The organism is Pseudoalteromonas sp. BSi20495 (assembly GCF_000241185.1).
GTDB lineage: Bacteria > Pseudomonadota > Gammaproteobacteria > Enterobacterales > Alteromonadaceae > Pseudoalteromonas > Pseudoalteromonas fuliginea.
This window is the reverse complement of the sequence record NZ_BADY01000083.1, coordinates 27,939-41,951: the sequence shown is the minus strand read 5'-3', so window position 1 is coordinate 41,951 and position 14,013 is coordinate 27,939. Positions and strand designations below refer to the sequence as shown.

General features: G+C 39.4%; 17 protein-coding genes. 2 read left to right on the top strand and 15 right to left on the bottom strand.

Features of this window, described 5'->3' with window-relative positions; all coding sequences use genetic code 11:
- Positions 1 to 12: 12 nt before the first annotated feature.
- The 10 genes from P20495_RS08485 to ccmA are packed head-to-tail and all read right to left on the bottom strand — an operon-like array spanning position 13 to position 7,730.
- Positions 13 to 744: a VacJ family lipoprotein gene (locus tag P20495_RS08485; protein ID WP_007377921.1), complete on the bottom strand. Its 732-nt coding sequence runs from the start codon at positions 742 to 744 to the stop codon at positions 13 to 15.
- A 9-nt stretch (positions 745 to 753) separates the two neighbouring features.
- Complete coding sequence (ccmI, locus tag P20495_RS08490) at positions 754 to 2,007, bottom strand: c-type cytochrome biogenesis protein CcmI (protein ID WP_008136762.1); 1,254 nt, start codon at positions 2,005 to 2,007, stop codon at positions 754 to 756.
- Positions 2,008 to 2,469, bottom strand: a complete 462-nt coding sequence (locus P20495_RS08495) for a cytochrome c-type biogenesis protein (protein WP_007377923.1) — start codon at positions 2,467 to 2,469, stop codon at positions 2,008 to 2,010. It lies immediately after the preceding gene.
- Positions 2,469 to 3,038 (bottom strand): redoxin family protein, encoded by a 570-nt coding sequence (locus P20495_RS08500; RefSeq protein ID WP_007377924.1) that lies wholly within the window; start codon positions 3,036 to 3,038, stop codon positions 2,469 to 2,471. The genes P20495_RS08495 and P20495_RS08500 overlap by 1 nt, the downstream gene beginning before the upstream one ends.
- Positions 3,035 to 5,005: a heme lyase CcmF/NrfE family subunit gene (locus P20495_RS08505; protein WP_008136761.1), complete on the bottom strand. Its 1,971-nt coding sequence runs from the start codon at positions 5,003 to 5,005 to the stop codon at positions 3,035 to 3,037. The genes P20495_RS08500 and P20495_RS08505 overlap by 4 nt, the downstream gene beginning before the upstream one ends.
- 2 nt (positions 5,006 to 5,007) lie before the next feature.
- The gene (gene ccmE, locus P20495_RS08510) at positions 5,008 to 5,487 is read right to left on the bottom strand and encodes a cytochrome c maturation protein CcmE (protein WP_007585848.1); all 480 of its coding nucleotides are present in this window, start codon (positions 5,485 to 5,487) and stop codon (positions 5,008 to 5,010) included.
- The gene (ccmD, locus tag P20495_RS08515) at positions 5,484 to 5,687 is read right to left on the bottom strand and encodes a heme exporter protein CcmD (protein ID WP_008136759.1); all 204 of its coding nucleotides are present in this window, start codon (positions 5,685 to 5,687) and stop codon (positions 5,484 to 5,486) included. The genes ccmE and ccmD overlap by 4 nt, the downstream gene beginning before the upstream one ends.
- A gap of 2 nt (positions 5,688 to 5,689) precedes the next feature.
- Positions 5,690 to 6,427, bottom strand: coding sequence for a heme ABC transporter permease (locus P20495_RS08520; RefSeq protein ID WP_007377928.1), 738 nt, complete (start codon positions 6,425 to 6,427; stop codon positions 5,690 to 5,692).
- Positions 6,427 to 7,113 carry a heme exporter protein CcmB gene (gene ccmB / locus P20495_RS08525; protein ID WP_008136756.1) on the bottom strand — a complete coding sequence of 229 codons (687 nt, stop codon included), beginning with the start codon at positions 7,111 to 7,113 and terminating at the stop codon, positions 6,427 to 6,429. Before ccmB ends, P20495_RS08520 begins: the two co-directional genes overlap by 1 nt.
- Positions 7,113 to 7,730, bottom strand: a complete 618-nt coding sequence (gene ccmA / locus P20495_RS08530) for a cytochrome c biogenesis heme-transporting ATPase CcmA (RefSeq protein ID WP_086007048.1) — start codon at positions 7,728 to 7,730, stop codon at positions 7,113 to 7,115. Before ccmA ends, ccmB begins: the two co-directional genes overlap by 1 nt.
- A gap of 113 nt (positions 7,731 to 7,843) precedes the next feature.
- Here ccmA and P20495_RS08535 point away from each other — a divergent pair, with 113 nt between their 5' ends.
- The gene (locus tag P20495_RS08535) at positions 7,844 to 10,204 is read left to right on the top strand and encodes a flagellar hook-length control protein FliK (RefSeq protein ID WP_008136752.1); all 2,361 of its coding nucleotides are present in this window, start codon (positions 7,844 to 7,846) and stop codon (positions 10,202 to 10,204) included.
- Positions 10,205 to 10,206: 2 nt separating this feature from the next.
- The gene (locus P20495_RS08540; protein ID WP_007377933.1) at positions 10,207 to 10,515 is read left to right on the top strand and encodes an EscU/YscU/HrcU family type III secretion system export apparatus switch protein; all 309 of its coding nucleotides are present in this window, start codon (positions 10,207 to 10,209) and stop codon (positions 10,513 to 10,515) included.
- Positions 10,516 to 10,546: 31 nt separating this feature from the next.
- On the opposite strand, the gene P20495_RS08545 is transcribed toward P20495_RS08540, so the two are convergent.
- The 5 genes from P20495_RS08545 to P20495_RS08565 are packed head-to-tail and all read right to left on the bottom strand — an operon-like array spanning position 10,547 to position 14,010.
- Entirely contained in the window at positions 10,547 to 10,948 is a 402-nt protein-coding gene (locus P20495_RS08545) for a DUF2802 domain-containing protein (protein ID WP_007377934.1), read from the bottom strand.
- Between the two features lie 17 nt (positions 10,949 to 10,965).
- Complete coding sequence (locus P20495_RS08550; RefSeq protein ID WP_007377935.1) at positions 10,966 to 11,460, bottom strand: chemotaxis protein CheW; 495 nt, start codon at positions 11,458 to 11,460, stop codon at positions 10,966 to 10,968.
- Positions 11,461 to 11,484: 24 nt separating this feature from the next.
- The gene (locus P20495_RS08555; protein WP_008136747.1) at positions 11,485 to 12,267 is read right to left on the bottom strand and encodes a chemotaxis protein CheW; all 783 of its coding nucleotides are present in this window, start codon (positions 12,265 to 12,267) and stop codon (positions 11,485 to 11,487) included.
- 3 nt (positions 12,268 to 12,270) lie between these two features.
- A complete protein-coding gene (locus P20495_RS08560) occupies positions 12,271 to 13,041 on the bottom strand; it encodes a ParA family protein (RefSeq protein ID WP_007377937.1) in 771 nt (256 codons plus the stop codon).
- Between the two features lie 18 nt (positions 13,042 to 13,059).
- Positions 13,060 to 14,010: a flagellar motor protein MotB gene (locus P20495_RS08565; RefSeq protein ID WP_033015910.1), complete on the bottom strand. Its 951-nt coding sequence runs from the start codon at positions 14,008 to 14,010 to the stop codon at positions 13,060 to 13,062.
- Positions 14,011 to 14,013 lie beyond the last annotated feature (3 nt).

The window sequence follows — 14,013 nt, the reverse complement described above, 5'->3', positions numbered from 1 at the left end:
GCTGGTGTTGGGTTATAAGCTTTCTAAAAAGTCTTCATCAAAATCAGCGGGCTCTTCTTTGATTGGCGGATTACCGTCGTATAGTTCATAAATTTGACGCTGGAAATAAATATCTTTCACAAACAAGTATGGATCAAGTGAATCATTTAATAGCCCCTCTTGAGGGATTAATGAGGCGCGCGCTTCCACTGCCTTTAAAACAAACACTAGAATAGTTTGTGGAGTCGTTAATGCTACCTCAGGTAGTACAAAGTTATCGACGACATCACCCGTTAAGTTACGCACTGTTTTTGGCCCCATAGCAGGCAGCATTAAATAAGCGCCATCGCCCACCCCCCACACACCCAAGGTCTGTCCAAAGTCTTCATCTACAACTTCAAGGCCTAATGAGCTGGCAACATCAAACAAACCAAATATGCCAACAGTAGAATTAACTAAAAAACGCGCAAGGCTAACACTTGCATTACCCGGCTTACCTTGCAGGCCGGCATTTATCATATCTACAGGAGCCGTTATATTGTCGGTAAAATGGACAACGCTCTGGCGTACAGGTACAGGTGTAACTGTCATGTAACCAACTGCTGCGGGGCGCAACAAGTATGCATCGAGTACATCCATATTAAAGTCATATAATGGACGATTAATACTTTGCAGAGGATCTCTCTCATCTACTTTACTTTGTGGTACTTGAGCACAACCGGCCAGTACCAATAAACATAAAAAAGTAAAACTATGCTTTAACATCTAACGTCCTTAAGGTATTAATGTATCAATTTGAAGTTGGTAGTCACTTACACTTTCACGCTTTAACGACTGTGAATGACCTTCTAGCTCACCAGAACTTGGCATAACCGAGTCATCTATAGAAATACGCGCCGAAATAATAATATTTTCGGCACTCGATAAGTTAAGCCCTGCAACCATTGCACTACTATCACTCAACTCGACTGTAATTGGAAATGAATATTTAGCGAGTTTAACAGCAGCTAATGGCATAGGTGAGCCAGTTGCAGCTTTTGCAAATATAAATAAAATACCGTTTTTTGGTTGTTTATCAATAAGCTCTTTTGCAATGTCGACAGTAACTGCAATAGCACCCGTTGTAGTAGTAACTGGCATAACTAAGCCTTCCGTTTGCATTTGCTGCTCTATATCAGCAATACGCTCAGAGATCATGCTATAACGAGAATCATTTTTTCCCATGCTTGCCAATAAAACTTCAAATGCAGTTTTAGCTTGCGGCCAATCTTTGCGCTCATACGCTATAAGCGCGAGTAACGAAATAGCATCTAAATTGGTAGGCTCGACTTTTAGTACTTTTGAGAGCATACCTGCCGCACGGGTCATATTAGCTTCGCTGCCTTCTAGTAATAAAACTTGGCTGTAACTAATAAGTACCTGCATATTATCAGGATTCATACGTAGCGCTTTATCAAATGACTGCTGCGCCATGTCAAATTCATTAAGCGACATAGCAACTCGTCCAAGTAGCATCCAAGCGACTTCATCATCACCCGAACGGCTAAGCTTAGTACGAAGCGCCAATGCAAAAGCCTGCAGCTCATTTTGACTAAGCGGCTCACCTTTTTGCATTACAGCACGCTCACCGTAATCCGCTAAATTATCCATTGCATCATGCCAAGCCGAAATTTGCTGCTGACTACCTGTAAAGCTATAAAAAATCCCCGTTAGTGCAAGAACAAATGCACCGCCTGTTAAAGCAAAAATACGATTATTACCTTTGCTATTAAGTGACTTTTCTGGCGATAATTCGTTCAATAAACGACGTTTTAATTCAACAATTGATTCTGTGTGATTGACGCTATCAATGCGTTGATTATCTAAATCGGTTTGTAAATCAACTAAACGCTGCTCATAAATACTAATTAGCTCCGCATTGGCATTATGAGTAATTGTTTTAACGTGCTCTTTTTTTAAAAAAGGCAACATCACAAACGCAAGAGCAACCAGTGTGAGTAAAGCAAAACACGCCCACATTAAAATCATTTAACTTTGCTCCTGACGTTTATTTTGTTCAATTAGCTTAGCTAGCAGCATTTCGTCGTCACTGCTCCAGGTTTGTTTTACTGATGCTTTTCGCTGGCGAATAACAATAAAACCAAAGCCGACTATGACAATTAATACAGGTAATACCCAAAGTACTAAAGTCGCGGGTGTAACTGGTGGGTCGTAATGAACAAAATAGCCAAAGCGGTCAATCATGTAATCAATCACTTCGTCTTTGCTCTTACCTTCTTTAACCAATACGAGTACTTTATCGCGTAAGTCTTTAGCAACAACGGCGTCGGAGTCCGCAATATTTTGATTTTGACACTTAGGACAACGCAGCTCTTTAGTTAGCTCTTCAAACAATATTGCTTGTTTGTTGTTATCAAATTGATAGCGGTCTTGCTCAGCAAACGCACTGATGCTTACAAAAATGCTAAGCGTAAGTAGTAACCATTTCATTATTTAAGCTCCTGCATAATTGGCGCAAATTTAGCTCGCCATACTCGCGGGTTTATATCGCCCGTGTGATGCAACAAAATAGTGCCGTTTTTATCGACTAAAAATGTTTCAGGCGCACCCGACACGCCTAAATCCAACGACAAAGTACGATGTAAATCCAAGATATTAAATTGATATGGGTCACCCGCACGTTGCAGCATATCGCTCACTTCTGTGCGAAGTGATTGCATATCAAAAGGGCCATCAAAATCAGCATCGTAACCTTGTACGTAATAAAGCCCAATAATTTTAACACCTTGCTCACGTAACTTAGTTAAATAGCCAAGCTCAACTAAACATGTAGGACACCAAGTGCCCCATACATTTAGTAAGTAAACCTCGCCTTTTAAAGACTCGTTAGTCCATGGCTTATTGTCTTGCATTAAATCAGGTAGATTAAATGCTGGCATTTCTTGACCTAATCGCCCCGTTTGAATTTCACGAGGGTTAGCAAAAAGACCTTGGTATAAAAATACACACACAAAAACAAACACTAAAAGCGGCGCAATAGCTAAAATTTTACGGTTCATAAAACACTCTCCGATGCAGCCCTACGCGCTGTTTTAGCTGATGTGCGGTAGCGTTTATCAAATAAAATCATAAATCCAGCGAGGGAAATAAGCACACCACCAATCCACATCCAACGAACAAACGGTTTGTGATAAATGCGAAGTGACCATGCGCCTTGGCTTAACTGCTCACCTAACGCTAAGTATAAATCACGTGTAAAGCCTGCATCTATTGCCGCCTCGGTCATAAACTGCATACCAATATCATACTTACGTTTTTCGGCGTGTAAGCGTGTTACTAGTTCATTATTTTTAAGCACAGATACAACACCAGCATGACCACTGTAGTTTGGTCCGCGAATAGCTTTAACACCATCAAAGCGGTATTCATATTGATTAAGCTGGACTGTATCGCCTTGTTTCATAGATACATCACGCTCAACTGAATATGCCGATGTAAGCGTTACACCCGCAATAACAAATGCAATACCAATATGCCCAAGCACCATAGCCCAGTAACTTACACCTAAGCGTTTTAAACCTTCTTTTAAGGTGCCATGCACTGCGGCTTTAGTGTAAATATCGATCCCGGTTGATATTGCAATCCAAACCGCAAGCGTAGTAGCTAATAGCGTAAGTGGTTTTACTAAGTCGTAACTTGAAAACAACCAAGCGCAGGTAATTACAACACTGGCTAATACGCCCATTAATATTTTGTTTTGTAAGAAAGCCCATTTATTTTGCTTCCAGCGTAAAAATGGTCCTATACCCATCAAAATAGCAAACGGCACTAAAATTATTGCAAACATTTTATTAAAAAACGGTTCGCCAATAGAAATACTGCCTAGGCCCATCTCTTTATGTACCATAGGTAATAGCGTACCAAGCAATACGATCAATGTAGCAACCACTAAAAATATATTATTGAGCCATAACGCCACTTCGCGCGATACCAGCTTGTATCGTCCTTCACTGTGAACTTGTGACACACGCAGTGCATATAACGCCAAGCCACCACCTACAACGATGCCTAAAAAGGCAAGTATAAATAAGCCACGATCAGGGTCTGTTGCAAAAGCGTGTACCGATACAATAATACCCGAGCGTACAATAAAGGTTCCCAAAAGGCTTAATGAAAACGCTGCGATAGCTAGTAAAACAGTCCATGATTTAAATACACCGCGTTTTTCAGTTACGCTTAATGAGTGCAGTAATGCGGTTGCCACAAGCCATGGCATTAACGATGCGTTTTCTACTGGGTCCCAAAACCACCAGCCGCCCCAGCCAAGCTCTGAATATGCCCACCAGCTACCAATTGTGATTCCTAGAGTTAAAAAGCCCCATGCAGTCATTGTCCATGGACGTGACCACTTAGCCCATGTGTTATCAAGCTTACCGGTTAATAACGCAGCAATAGCAAAAGAAAAAGCAACCGATAGCCCTACATAACCCATGTACAGTAATGGCGGATGAATAATCATACCCGGATCTTGAAGTAACGGATTTAAATCACGCCCCTCTACCGGAAAATAAGGAAGTAGGCGCTCAAACGGGCTTGAAAGTAGCAAGGTGTACATCATAAAACCGACACCTAAAAAGCCAAGCACACCCAATACGCGAGCACGTAACACCCAAGGGAGTGATTTAGAGCGTGCAGCAACTACTGCAGTCCAACCCGCTTGCATTACAAGCCACAGTAAAATAGCGCCTTCATGGCCGCCCCATGTAGAGGTGATTTTGTAATACCAAGGCAGCGTGCTACTTGAATGATATGCTACGTACGATACGGTAAAATCATCCGTTACACTGGCGTAAATAAGTGCTGCAAAAGAGATTAAAACAAAAGCGAATTGCCCAATTGCTAAAGAGGGAGCTGCACGCATTAATCGAAGATTACCGGTATGCGCGCCCCAAAGAGGAAAAATACACAGTAAAACGCTTAATACCATAGCAAGCGTTAAAGAAAAATAACCAATTTCTGGGATCATAGCTAATTACCACTATCTAAGTTGTATTTTGGTTTTTCGTGCTTAATACCTTTAACTGCCTCTGCAACTTCTGCTGGCATATATTCTTCGTCATGCTTTGCTAGCACTTCAAATGCTTCAATAACGTTAGGTTCGATTAATACGCCCTGCGCTACAATGCCTTGCCCTTCACGAAACAAGTCTGGCAATATACCTTGATAACGCACGGTCACTAATGGACCTGTATCTATTAGCTTAAAGCTTACTTGTAAGCTCTGTTCATTACGCTCAACGGTGCCTGGTACAACCATGCCGCCAATACGTAACTTTTGGCCAATGAAAGGCTTTTCTTTATTAGGCCCTTTGCCATCAATAAGTTCGCTTGGCGTATAAAAAAGATTAATGTTTTCTTGAAGTGCATAAAGCACTAAACCAATCGATCCACCAATACCAAACAGCACGGCAATAATTACCAATAGGCGCTTTTTACGTCTTGGATTCATGAGACTTGTTCCTGTTTAGCTTTTTTAATTCGCGCTTCGCGTATTATTTGCTGTTCTACTGAAGCCATAATACGTTTGGTATCTCTTAAAGAGCTCACTAAAATACCGAGTAAAATAAGTGCGCATGTACCAAAAGAAAGCCATATATAAAACCCATAGCCCCCCATTGAAATAAAATCAGAAAAAGAGTCAAACTGCATAATTACCCCTTATTTAACAACGAGCGTACCCACGGTCGGTGCTTTTCGCGTTGTAAAATTTCATTTTTAAGACGAATTAAAGTCACTGTTCCTACAAAAGCAGCAAAGGCTAAAATATTAACCATAAGTGGCCAAAACATACTTGGGTCTATTGCTTTTGTGTCTAATTTTGTAATGCTTGCGCCTTGGTGTAGCGTATTCCACCACTCAACTGAGTAATGAATAATAGGTAAGTTGATTACGCCCACAATCGCTAAAATAGAAGCCGCACGCCCTGCTGACTTCTTATCTTCAAATGCATGGTAAAGCGAAAGCACGCCAAGATATAAAAATAATAAAATAAGTTCAGACGTTAAACGCGCATCCCATACCCACCAAGCACCCCACATAGGCTTACCCCATGCAGCGCCAGTAATAAGCGCTATAGCTGTAATACAAGCACCAACAGGCGCTATAGCAATAACGGCAAGTTCGGCATTTCGTAGTTGCCATACAAGTGCAACAACAGCTGCAATAGCCATTGATGAGTAAGCGCCCATAGATAAAATGGCGGAAGGAACATGAATAAAAATGATACGGTAGCTGTCTTTTTGCTGGTAATCGGCAGGTGCAAAACCAAGCCCCCATACCCAACCAACAATCATACTAACTACAGTAACTACGGCAAAATAAGGCAGTAACGTATTGCATAATTGATATGCACGCTCCGCTTTAGCATAGGGATGTAACCACTTCCACATTAACTTACACTCACTTTTAAAGCTGACGATATGGCAATTGGTGCGCTAATAATAGCAATAAGTAACATTGCACCAAGGATAGCAAGCTGTCCACTATAATCCAGTGACATGGTACTGGTATCGATAGCCGACGTTGCAAAAATTAAAACTGGAATATACAAAGGCAGTACGAGTAAACTCATCAAAATTCCCCCTTTTTGTAATCCTACAGTAAGCCCAGCGCCAATTGCGCCGATAAAGCTCAATAGCGGTGTGCCTAATAATAATGTTAAAACGGTCGCTTTTAGCGCCGAACTTTCTAGATTCAATAACAATGCAAACAACGGTGTCATTAATACAAGCGGTAAACCTGTTACCACCCAGTGAGCAGCCACTTTAGCAAGCACCGTTAGCGATAACGGATAAGATGATGCAATTAATTGCTCCAATGAGCCATCGTTAAAATCATCTCTAAACAACTTATCCAAGCCCAACATAGTAGAAAGTAACGCGGCGACCCAAATAATTCCCGGTGCCATTCTCGCCAGTAGACCGGGCTCAGGCCCTATTGCTAACGGAAACAATGAGATTACAATTAAGAAAAATAAAATAGGGTTTACAATTTCTGCACGCTGACGAAACGCAAGCTTTATATCTTTGGTAAATACCGCACTAAATAGTAACCAATATGAGTGTTGACGAGTCATTAGTGACGATACTCCAATGTAACCGTTTGTAAGTTACTAAAGTGGGTCGTTAAATCTTGGTGGGTCGTTAATAAGATAGCACCACCGCTTTGTAAGTGCTCAGTAAATCGTTGTTGTAAAAAGGCTACACCACTTTTATCAAGCGCAGTAAATGGCTCATCAAGCACCCATAGTTTAGCATCACTTAACCATAGTCTTACTAAAGCAACACGTCGCTGTTGCCCAGCAGATAACATCCTAACAGGCACATCTTCAAGTCCAACAAGGCCTAGTTTCGCTAAAATAGGGTATAAATCAGGCTCGCTATAGCCATTAATTTGCAACCAATGGCTAACATTTTCCACTGCACTAAGCTGAGTGTTTACACCCGTTTTATGACCTATAAACAATAGCTCTCTGGCATACTCTTCATAGTACTTAGATATCGGCAATTCTTGGTATAATATAGCCCCTTCATCAGGCGCAGAAAAGCCTGCGATAATACGCAATAACGATGTTTTTCCAGCCCCGTTAGGGCCTGCTAATTGCATGATTTGACCGTTATTAAGGCTAAAATTAAGATCCGCAAACAAACAACGATCTTGCTTGATGCAGGTGACGGACTTAATGTGTAACAAGATGACGATTCTCTCTGCCAAAAATTAGGCGTTAGTCTACCATAATGATAGGGTAATACGAATATTGCTTTAAAATCGATTCACTTAAAATAGAGAAAACTTGATTTAAAATAATGAATACGCCAACGCAAATCACATTATCTAATTCATTGGTTATCAATCAATCGAGCAATGCTCAAACGAATGAATTATCGCAATTACCTGATGAGGTGCTTGCCGCTAAAAATATACAATTTTCGAAAGATTCGATTACGCTTGATGTATTTATTGATAAGCATTGGCAAACATTAAGGCTTGGCACGACTAACACACCTCAAAACTTACAAAAAATAGCCAGTGCTAACATACAGCTCAGCCCTGATGGCAAAAAGCTCAACATTATACCAAACAGTACAACCCTCACCTTAAGTCAACCAACTCAGTTACAGCGTTTATTAAATTATGTAAGCACAGGCACTGAGGTAGAAAGTAAGCCAATGGATGTCCAGGTTGTTTTATCGCCTACTCCCAAATTAGTCATTGATAAACTCAACGCCAGTATTGCAATAAATAAAGACGTAGCGCAGCTACTTATAACCGAGCAATCTTTAAAAGTAATTGTAAGCACTAACAATAAAGGCGCACAGCTAAATATTATTAACAGCTTTGCTGATACAGTTCATTCGCAACCACTGAGTCAAACAAGACTGACTAAATTACTCGCAGCGCTGCTACCTAATGCACAACTGCAAGCAACACCAAAACTGGCCATTTTAACTCATCCACAAAAGTCGGGGTCGTTTACAACGCCTATAAATAATAAACAAGTTAGTGAACTACCCAGCACGACTATTAAGGTAAACTTAGTAAACCAGGCTGATAAATTGTTTATTAAAACCGATACTAGCAACATAAAAGTGATGCTTAATAACTCCTTCTCGAAACCATTTAACGAGTTGCTTTTAGCTCAAAAAAATAATGCACCTGAAGTAGCCGTTTCTGCGAGTAATATTAAAGTAAATCCATTACTTACTACTGATAGCCCAATAAAATCGTGGCTACAAAATAGCTTGAGTGACTTAAGAACACGAATTAATGATGCGGTAAAATATTTTGAAAGTAAGCCTTTTACGACACAAAATAAGTCAGAGTTTACAGCTGCCAATTCATCCGCCGCCTTACAAAAAAACACCAAAGTTGTACCACAAGACAGAGTTAACATTACCCAAAGTGCAAGTGTTCAGATATCAAAAAATACAAGTAACATTTTGACCGAGCACTTTTCTAGACTCCCGCCGCTTGTGCAACTAACTCAGCTTATGAAAGGAAGTGTTAGTGTTTGGCAATCACCTTCAAACATAACAACCAACACGCCAACAACAAATAACATTACTCAAAATACAGTAGCTTGCTCTACACCAAGTGATTTAAAAGCAAATCAATTAAACATCCTAAATGCGAGTACTAACAGTAAAACTGACACGTTAATTAAGACTACAAATGAAACAGTTACTAAAAATATTATCTCATCAGCAGAGCCGTTATCTAATACAGGCTCTCGTAGTCAAATGCTTCAACCAATAGAAGCAAAGCTATTAACTATATTATTAAAGCTTCCTGACACCACCGCCCCTACAGATAAAATGGCTAGCAATAAACAACTTTTAAGTAATCAGATCACTGATATTACAAATAAAGTAACAAAAGAAACACCCGATTTAACTCGGTTAATCAACCAAGTATTTAATCGTATGGTCTCAAGCAATAACACACACCCTGCGACCATACAGCGTGAAATACTTGCTACTTTACAACCGTCTCATCTAACGGGGGACATTTTGCAAAGTAGTTTCACTAAAGGGCTTGAACAAGTAGCTGTGAGTATTTTAGCCGCCCCTATAATTAGCCAGTCAGTAACACCTATCAGTTTTAATAATCAAACTGGCTTAGATGCACTTTTGCAAGTACTTATACCTACTTTTAAAACAGGTAACACTGGAGCAAAAATGCTTGAGCAACTCCAACAGGCTCAAGTTCAAGCTTTGGCTAGCGAAATTGTACAAGTTAAAAATACACTTACCCAAGTAAGTGTCTCAACACCAAATCAACAGCCAGACACAAACCCGCTTGCACAATTTTTATTACCCATGAGATTACCTCCAGAAGCAGCACAAACAGAAATAACACTGGGGCAATATAAAAAGCCAAACGCAGATAAATTAGGAGATAAAAATGTATGGTTTGTAAGGCTAAACTTTGATTATGCCCAACTTGGGCAGCTACAAATTACTGCTGAGTTAATGGATAAAGCACTTGATTGCCAGCTATTAGCCTCAAGCCAAGAAGTAAGCGCAATTGCTCACCCTCACCTAGATAATTTAAGATCAAAACTAGCTAAACATGGTTTGCAAGTTGGTGAACTTAATTTAAAACGAGGAGATGCTAACAATCAGGCATTTTATAAATCTCATGCAATTATTAATATTAAGGTTTAGCTATGAGTGATACACCTATTAATAAATCAGCCATTGGACTTTTATACGAAGCTGGCAACACCCCCACTGTAAGTGTGAAGGGGTTTGGTGAGTTAGCTGATGAAATAATAGCAGCGGCTAAACTAAAAGGAATTATGATCCACGAAGATGCTGCACTTGCTAAAACGTTGTCGCATTTAGAGTTAGGAGAAGAGATCCCAAAAGAACTTTATTATGTAATTGCAGAACTCATTGCATTTTCGTATGTATTAAGGGGTCAATTCCCGCCAGGTTGGCAAGACTTTCAAGGTAAGTTGAATATTAAAGCATGAGATTATTTATACGCTGATAACTAAAAAGGCGCTAAGCGCCTTTTTGTTTATGCAATGAAAAGAGTAATTCAGCCTCAGCGCGAGGTAATTCACACTCGCGTATTACCTCCTCTAAATCAGCCCCTAACTCAACCATTTTAACAGCACGCGAATAAATTTTGGCATCTGGATCATCATACTTTTGAGCCGCTTGTTGTTGAACTAATTCTTGATGCTGCTGTTCAACATCAAGTACACGCTTACCTATACTCAACAAGCCTGTTCGTAATTCAGAAACCTCACTTCGCAAAATATGAGTTTGTTCGGAGGTATCTTTAAGCTGCTGCATGACAAAATTCAGCTCACTCGTTTGTTTATTTTTCAATGCAAAAACTAACGCTAACGATATTAGACCTATCGCCAGCGCAGCTATTGCAATACTAAGTAACAGCATATTTTTATTGGTAAAGCTTATAAATCGCTTAACTCATCCCATTCATCATCACTGAGTAACTTGTTTAAATCGACTAAAATAAGTAACTCATTATCACGATTACAAACACCTTGGATAAATTTAGCACTCTCTTCAGTACCGACATTAGGTGCACTGTCAATTTCTGAACTGCGTAAATATACAACTTCAGAAACACTATCGGCTAAAATACCAATAACTTGCTCTTCAGCTTCTATTATTAAAATACGAGAGTTATCGGTTGCATCAGCGGCGTCTAAACCAAAACGAGCACGCGTATCAATAACTGTTACTACGTTACCCCGTAAATTAATAATACCAATTACATAAGAAGGAGCACCTGGTACTGGAGCTATTTCAGTGTAACGTAATATCTCTTGGACTTGCATTACGTTTACGCCATAAGTTTCTTCTTCTAACTTAAAGGTAACCCACTGTAATATTTCGTCATTGTCTGCATTTTTATTTGCTGACAGTAATTTATCTTGATTCATGCTGTTACTCCGTAATGGTCATTATTACTGACGACTATCTAAGCCTTTCTCTAATAGCGCATTTAAATTATCTACATCAATTAAAGCACACATTTTCTTTTTAATAACTCCAGCAAGCCATGGGCGCTTACTTTGATCTGTACGCCATTTTACATCTTCTTTACTCAATGTAATGTTATTTATTAACTTTTCAGCTAATAACCCCCATTGGCTGTCACCTAACGTTATTAAATATTGATAGTTAAGTGACGCTTCTAGTTTTTCGTCATACTTCTCAGGCATCACCCAATGCGCTGTATCAACAACATTAAGTTTTTCATCTCTATTAAGCATAACGCCTTTGAACCATTTTGGCTTACCAAATAAGTGATTTACTTCACCTAACTGATGAATCCCACCTAACGCTTTTAATGGTACAGCCAAAGTCAAACCCGCAACTTCAAAAAATAATGCTTGAAACTCACCGTCAAAATAATCTTCTTGGCTTTTTGTTACTGCTCTTTGTTCCGGCTCTACTGATAAATGTGAGCTTGTCTCTACAACTAAATCAGCTTTAACTGGCTCTGGCTCATTAGTAATATCTAATGGTTTTAGCTCTTCTGTTTGCAGTTCTTGAGCAAATATTTTTTCCGCTGCTTTTAATTGTTCATTAGGCTTTAAATGTACTTGCCCTTTTTGCTGTTCACTCGGTATTTGTTCAAGCAGTTTTGCCACAGGTTCAAGGTTATCTGTAGGCTCGTCATCACGTAATAACGCACCTAAATATTGAGTCATTACTTTTTCATTAGCAAATAATTGCTTACTCATTCATTAACCTTGCTCTATTAAATAGTCTAATAATGCTTTATATGCAAAAACACCACGGGAACGAGGACAAAACTCTATTGGCACTTTTTGTGCCAAACTCGCATCTCTAAATTTTGTATCAACAGGAATAACACCTGGCCACACTTTATCTTTATAGGTTTCTTGTAAAGTTTTATATGCTTCCAACGATGCTTTAGTGCGTTTATCATACATAGTAGGAATTATAGTATATTGATAACTTTTCGCTTGAGAGCTTTGCATTAATTCCATAGTCCGCATCATCCTATCAAGCCCTTTCAGGGCCAAAAATTCGGTTTGTACGGGAACTAAAATACGCTCACTCGCAGCTAATGCATTAACCATTAAAACCCCCAAAACCGGCGGGCAATCAAGTATTGCATAGTCATAATATTCACTAATTTTAGCAAGCGTTTTCTTTAGTATTAAACCCATGCCTGTTTTATTACCCATACTTCTATCAAGTGTAGCTATTGCCATAGTAGCGGGTAAAATATCAAGATTCTCAAGAGTTGACGGGCAAAGTGCTTGCAATATTTCTTCACTTTGCATACTTGTTCCGCGAGCAAAAATATCGTACACGCTGACTTCTAAATCTTCAGAGTCGATACCAAAATAATAAGTTAGTGATGCATGGGGATCTGTATCAATAAGCAATACACGTTTGCCCTGTAACGCTAAAATACCGGCTAGGCTAACTGCCGTTGTTGTTTTACCGACCCCGCCTTTTTGATTCGCAACAGTCCAAATCTTCACATTACATCCTAATTGCTATTAATTTCGCGTCGTTATTCGGATCCCACCATGAGGTAAACGAATTATTTTTATTGTATTATCGTCTGATGGTAGTTCCACTTCAGGCTCTGTCTGTACTGCTATATTTTTTTGCTCTAACGATGGACTATCTTTAGGTGGTAAACCATACTTAGAAAGAGCGATTACAACCTTACGGTTTTCAGCTCGACCTTTCTCTGTGTTATTATCAGCAAAAGGAGAATACTGGCCATAACCTTCTATTGCCATTCGTGCAGAATTAATACCCAACGCTTCAAGCTCGACTAAAATTGAGGTGGATCTTGCAACTGAAAGCTCCCAGTTTGAACGAAATATTTCGTTACTAATAACCTCATTATCTGTATAACCGCGCACTCTAATGTAGTTATCGACTGGATCAATAATATCTTTGACAATTTTTACGACTTGCTTAGCACGCGAATGAGCAACTGAACTACCACTAGAAAATAACATTCCTGAACTCAACTCTATAATGAGCCAATCTTGATTCAATTCAAGACTCGCTTCTCCATCACGAATTTCATCAATGAGTGCTGATTGAAGTTTAGTTAACAAGCTATCTAATGGTTTTCCTAAATATTTTTGTTTAATGTTACTTGTGTCACTTTGACCATCTAATAACTCAGGGCCTTGTTCCTTTTTTTGAATACTTTCGCCATACAACACCTCTTGTTCCGGCGTTACTCTGTCGGTTAAGACCCCACTCCCATTAACACCATCACCAACTTGTGAATGTTGGCGCGCAGATTTATCAAAAACATGCTCGAGCGAATCCGATAATATTTGAAATTTTTCTTCCTTATCTATAGCAATAGCGTACATAACCACAAAAAAGGCAAACATTATCGTCATATAATCTGCATAAGACACAAGCCAACGCTCAGTATGCTGACTTTTAGAGGAAGTGTGACGTAAACGTCGACGTAGCATAAT

Excerpts from the sequence above, each read along its gene's own strand:
- P20495_RS08485 (WP_007377921.1), bottom strand. The coding sequence starts at position 744 with ATGTTAAAGCATAGTTTTACTTTTTTATGTTTATTGGTACTGGCCGGT.
- ccmI (WP_008136762.1), bottom strand. The coding sequence starts at position 2,007 with ATGATTTTAATGTGGGCGTGTTTTGCTTTACTCACACTGGTTGCTCTT.
- P20495_RS08495 (WP_007377923.1), bottom strand. The coding sequence starts at position 2,469 with ATGAAATGGTTACTACTTACGCTTAGCATTTTTGTAAGCATCAGTGCG.
- P20495_RS08500 (WP_007377924.1), bottom strand. The coding sequence starts at position 3,038 with ATGAACCGTAAAATTTTAGCTATTGCGCCGCTTTTAGTGTTTGTTTTT.
- P20495_RS08505 (WP_008136761.1), bottom strand. The coding sequence starts at position 5,005 with ATGATCCCAGAAATTGGTTATTTTTCTTTAACGCTTGCTATGGTATTA.
- ccmE (WP_007585848.1), bottom strand. The coding sequence starts at position 5,487 with ATGAATCCAAGACGTAAAAAGCGCCTATTGGTAATTATTGCCGTGCTG.
- ccmD (WP_008136759.1), bottom strand. The coding sequence starts at position 5,687 with ATGCAGTTTGACTCTTTTTCTGATTTTATTTCAATGGGGGGCTATGGG.
- P20495_RS08520 (WP_007377928.1), bottom strand. The coding sequence starts at position 6,427 with ATGTGGAAGTGGTTACATCCCTATGCTAAAGCGGAGCGTGCATATCAA.
- ccmB (WP_008136756.1), bottom strand. The coding sequence starts at position 7,113 with ATGACTCGTCAACACTCATATTGGTTACTATTTAGTGCGGTATTTACC.
- P20495_RS08535 (WP_008136752.1), top strand. The coding sequence starts at position 7,844 with ATGAATACGCCAACGCAAATCACATTATCTAATTCATTGGTTATCAAT.
- P20495_RS08540 (WP_007377933.1), top strand. The coding sequence starts at position 10,207 with ATGAGTGATACACCTATTAATAAATCAGCCATTGGACTTTTATACGAA.
- P20495_RS08545 (WP_007377934.1), bottom strand. The coding sequence starts at position 10,948 with ATGCTGTTACTTAGTATTGCAATAGCTGCGCTGGCGATAGGTCTAATA.
- P20495_RS08550 (WP_007377935.1), bottom strand. The coding sequence starts at position 11,460 with ATGAATCAAGATAAATTACTGTCAGCAAATAAAAATGCAGACAATGAC.
- P20495_RS08555 (WP_008136747.1), bottom strand. The coding sequence starts at position 12,267 with ATGAGTAAGCAATTATTTGCTAATGAAAAAGTAATGACTCAATATTTA.
- P20495_RS08565 (WP_033015910.1), bottom strand. The coding sequence starts at position 14,010 with ATGCTACGTCGACGTTTACGTCACACTTCCTCTAAAAGTCAGCATACT.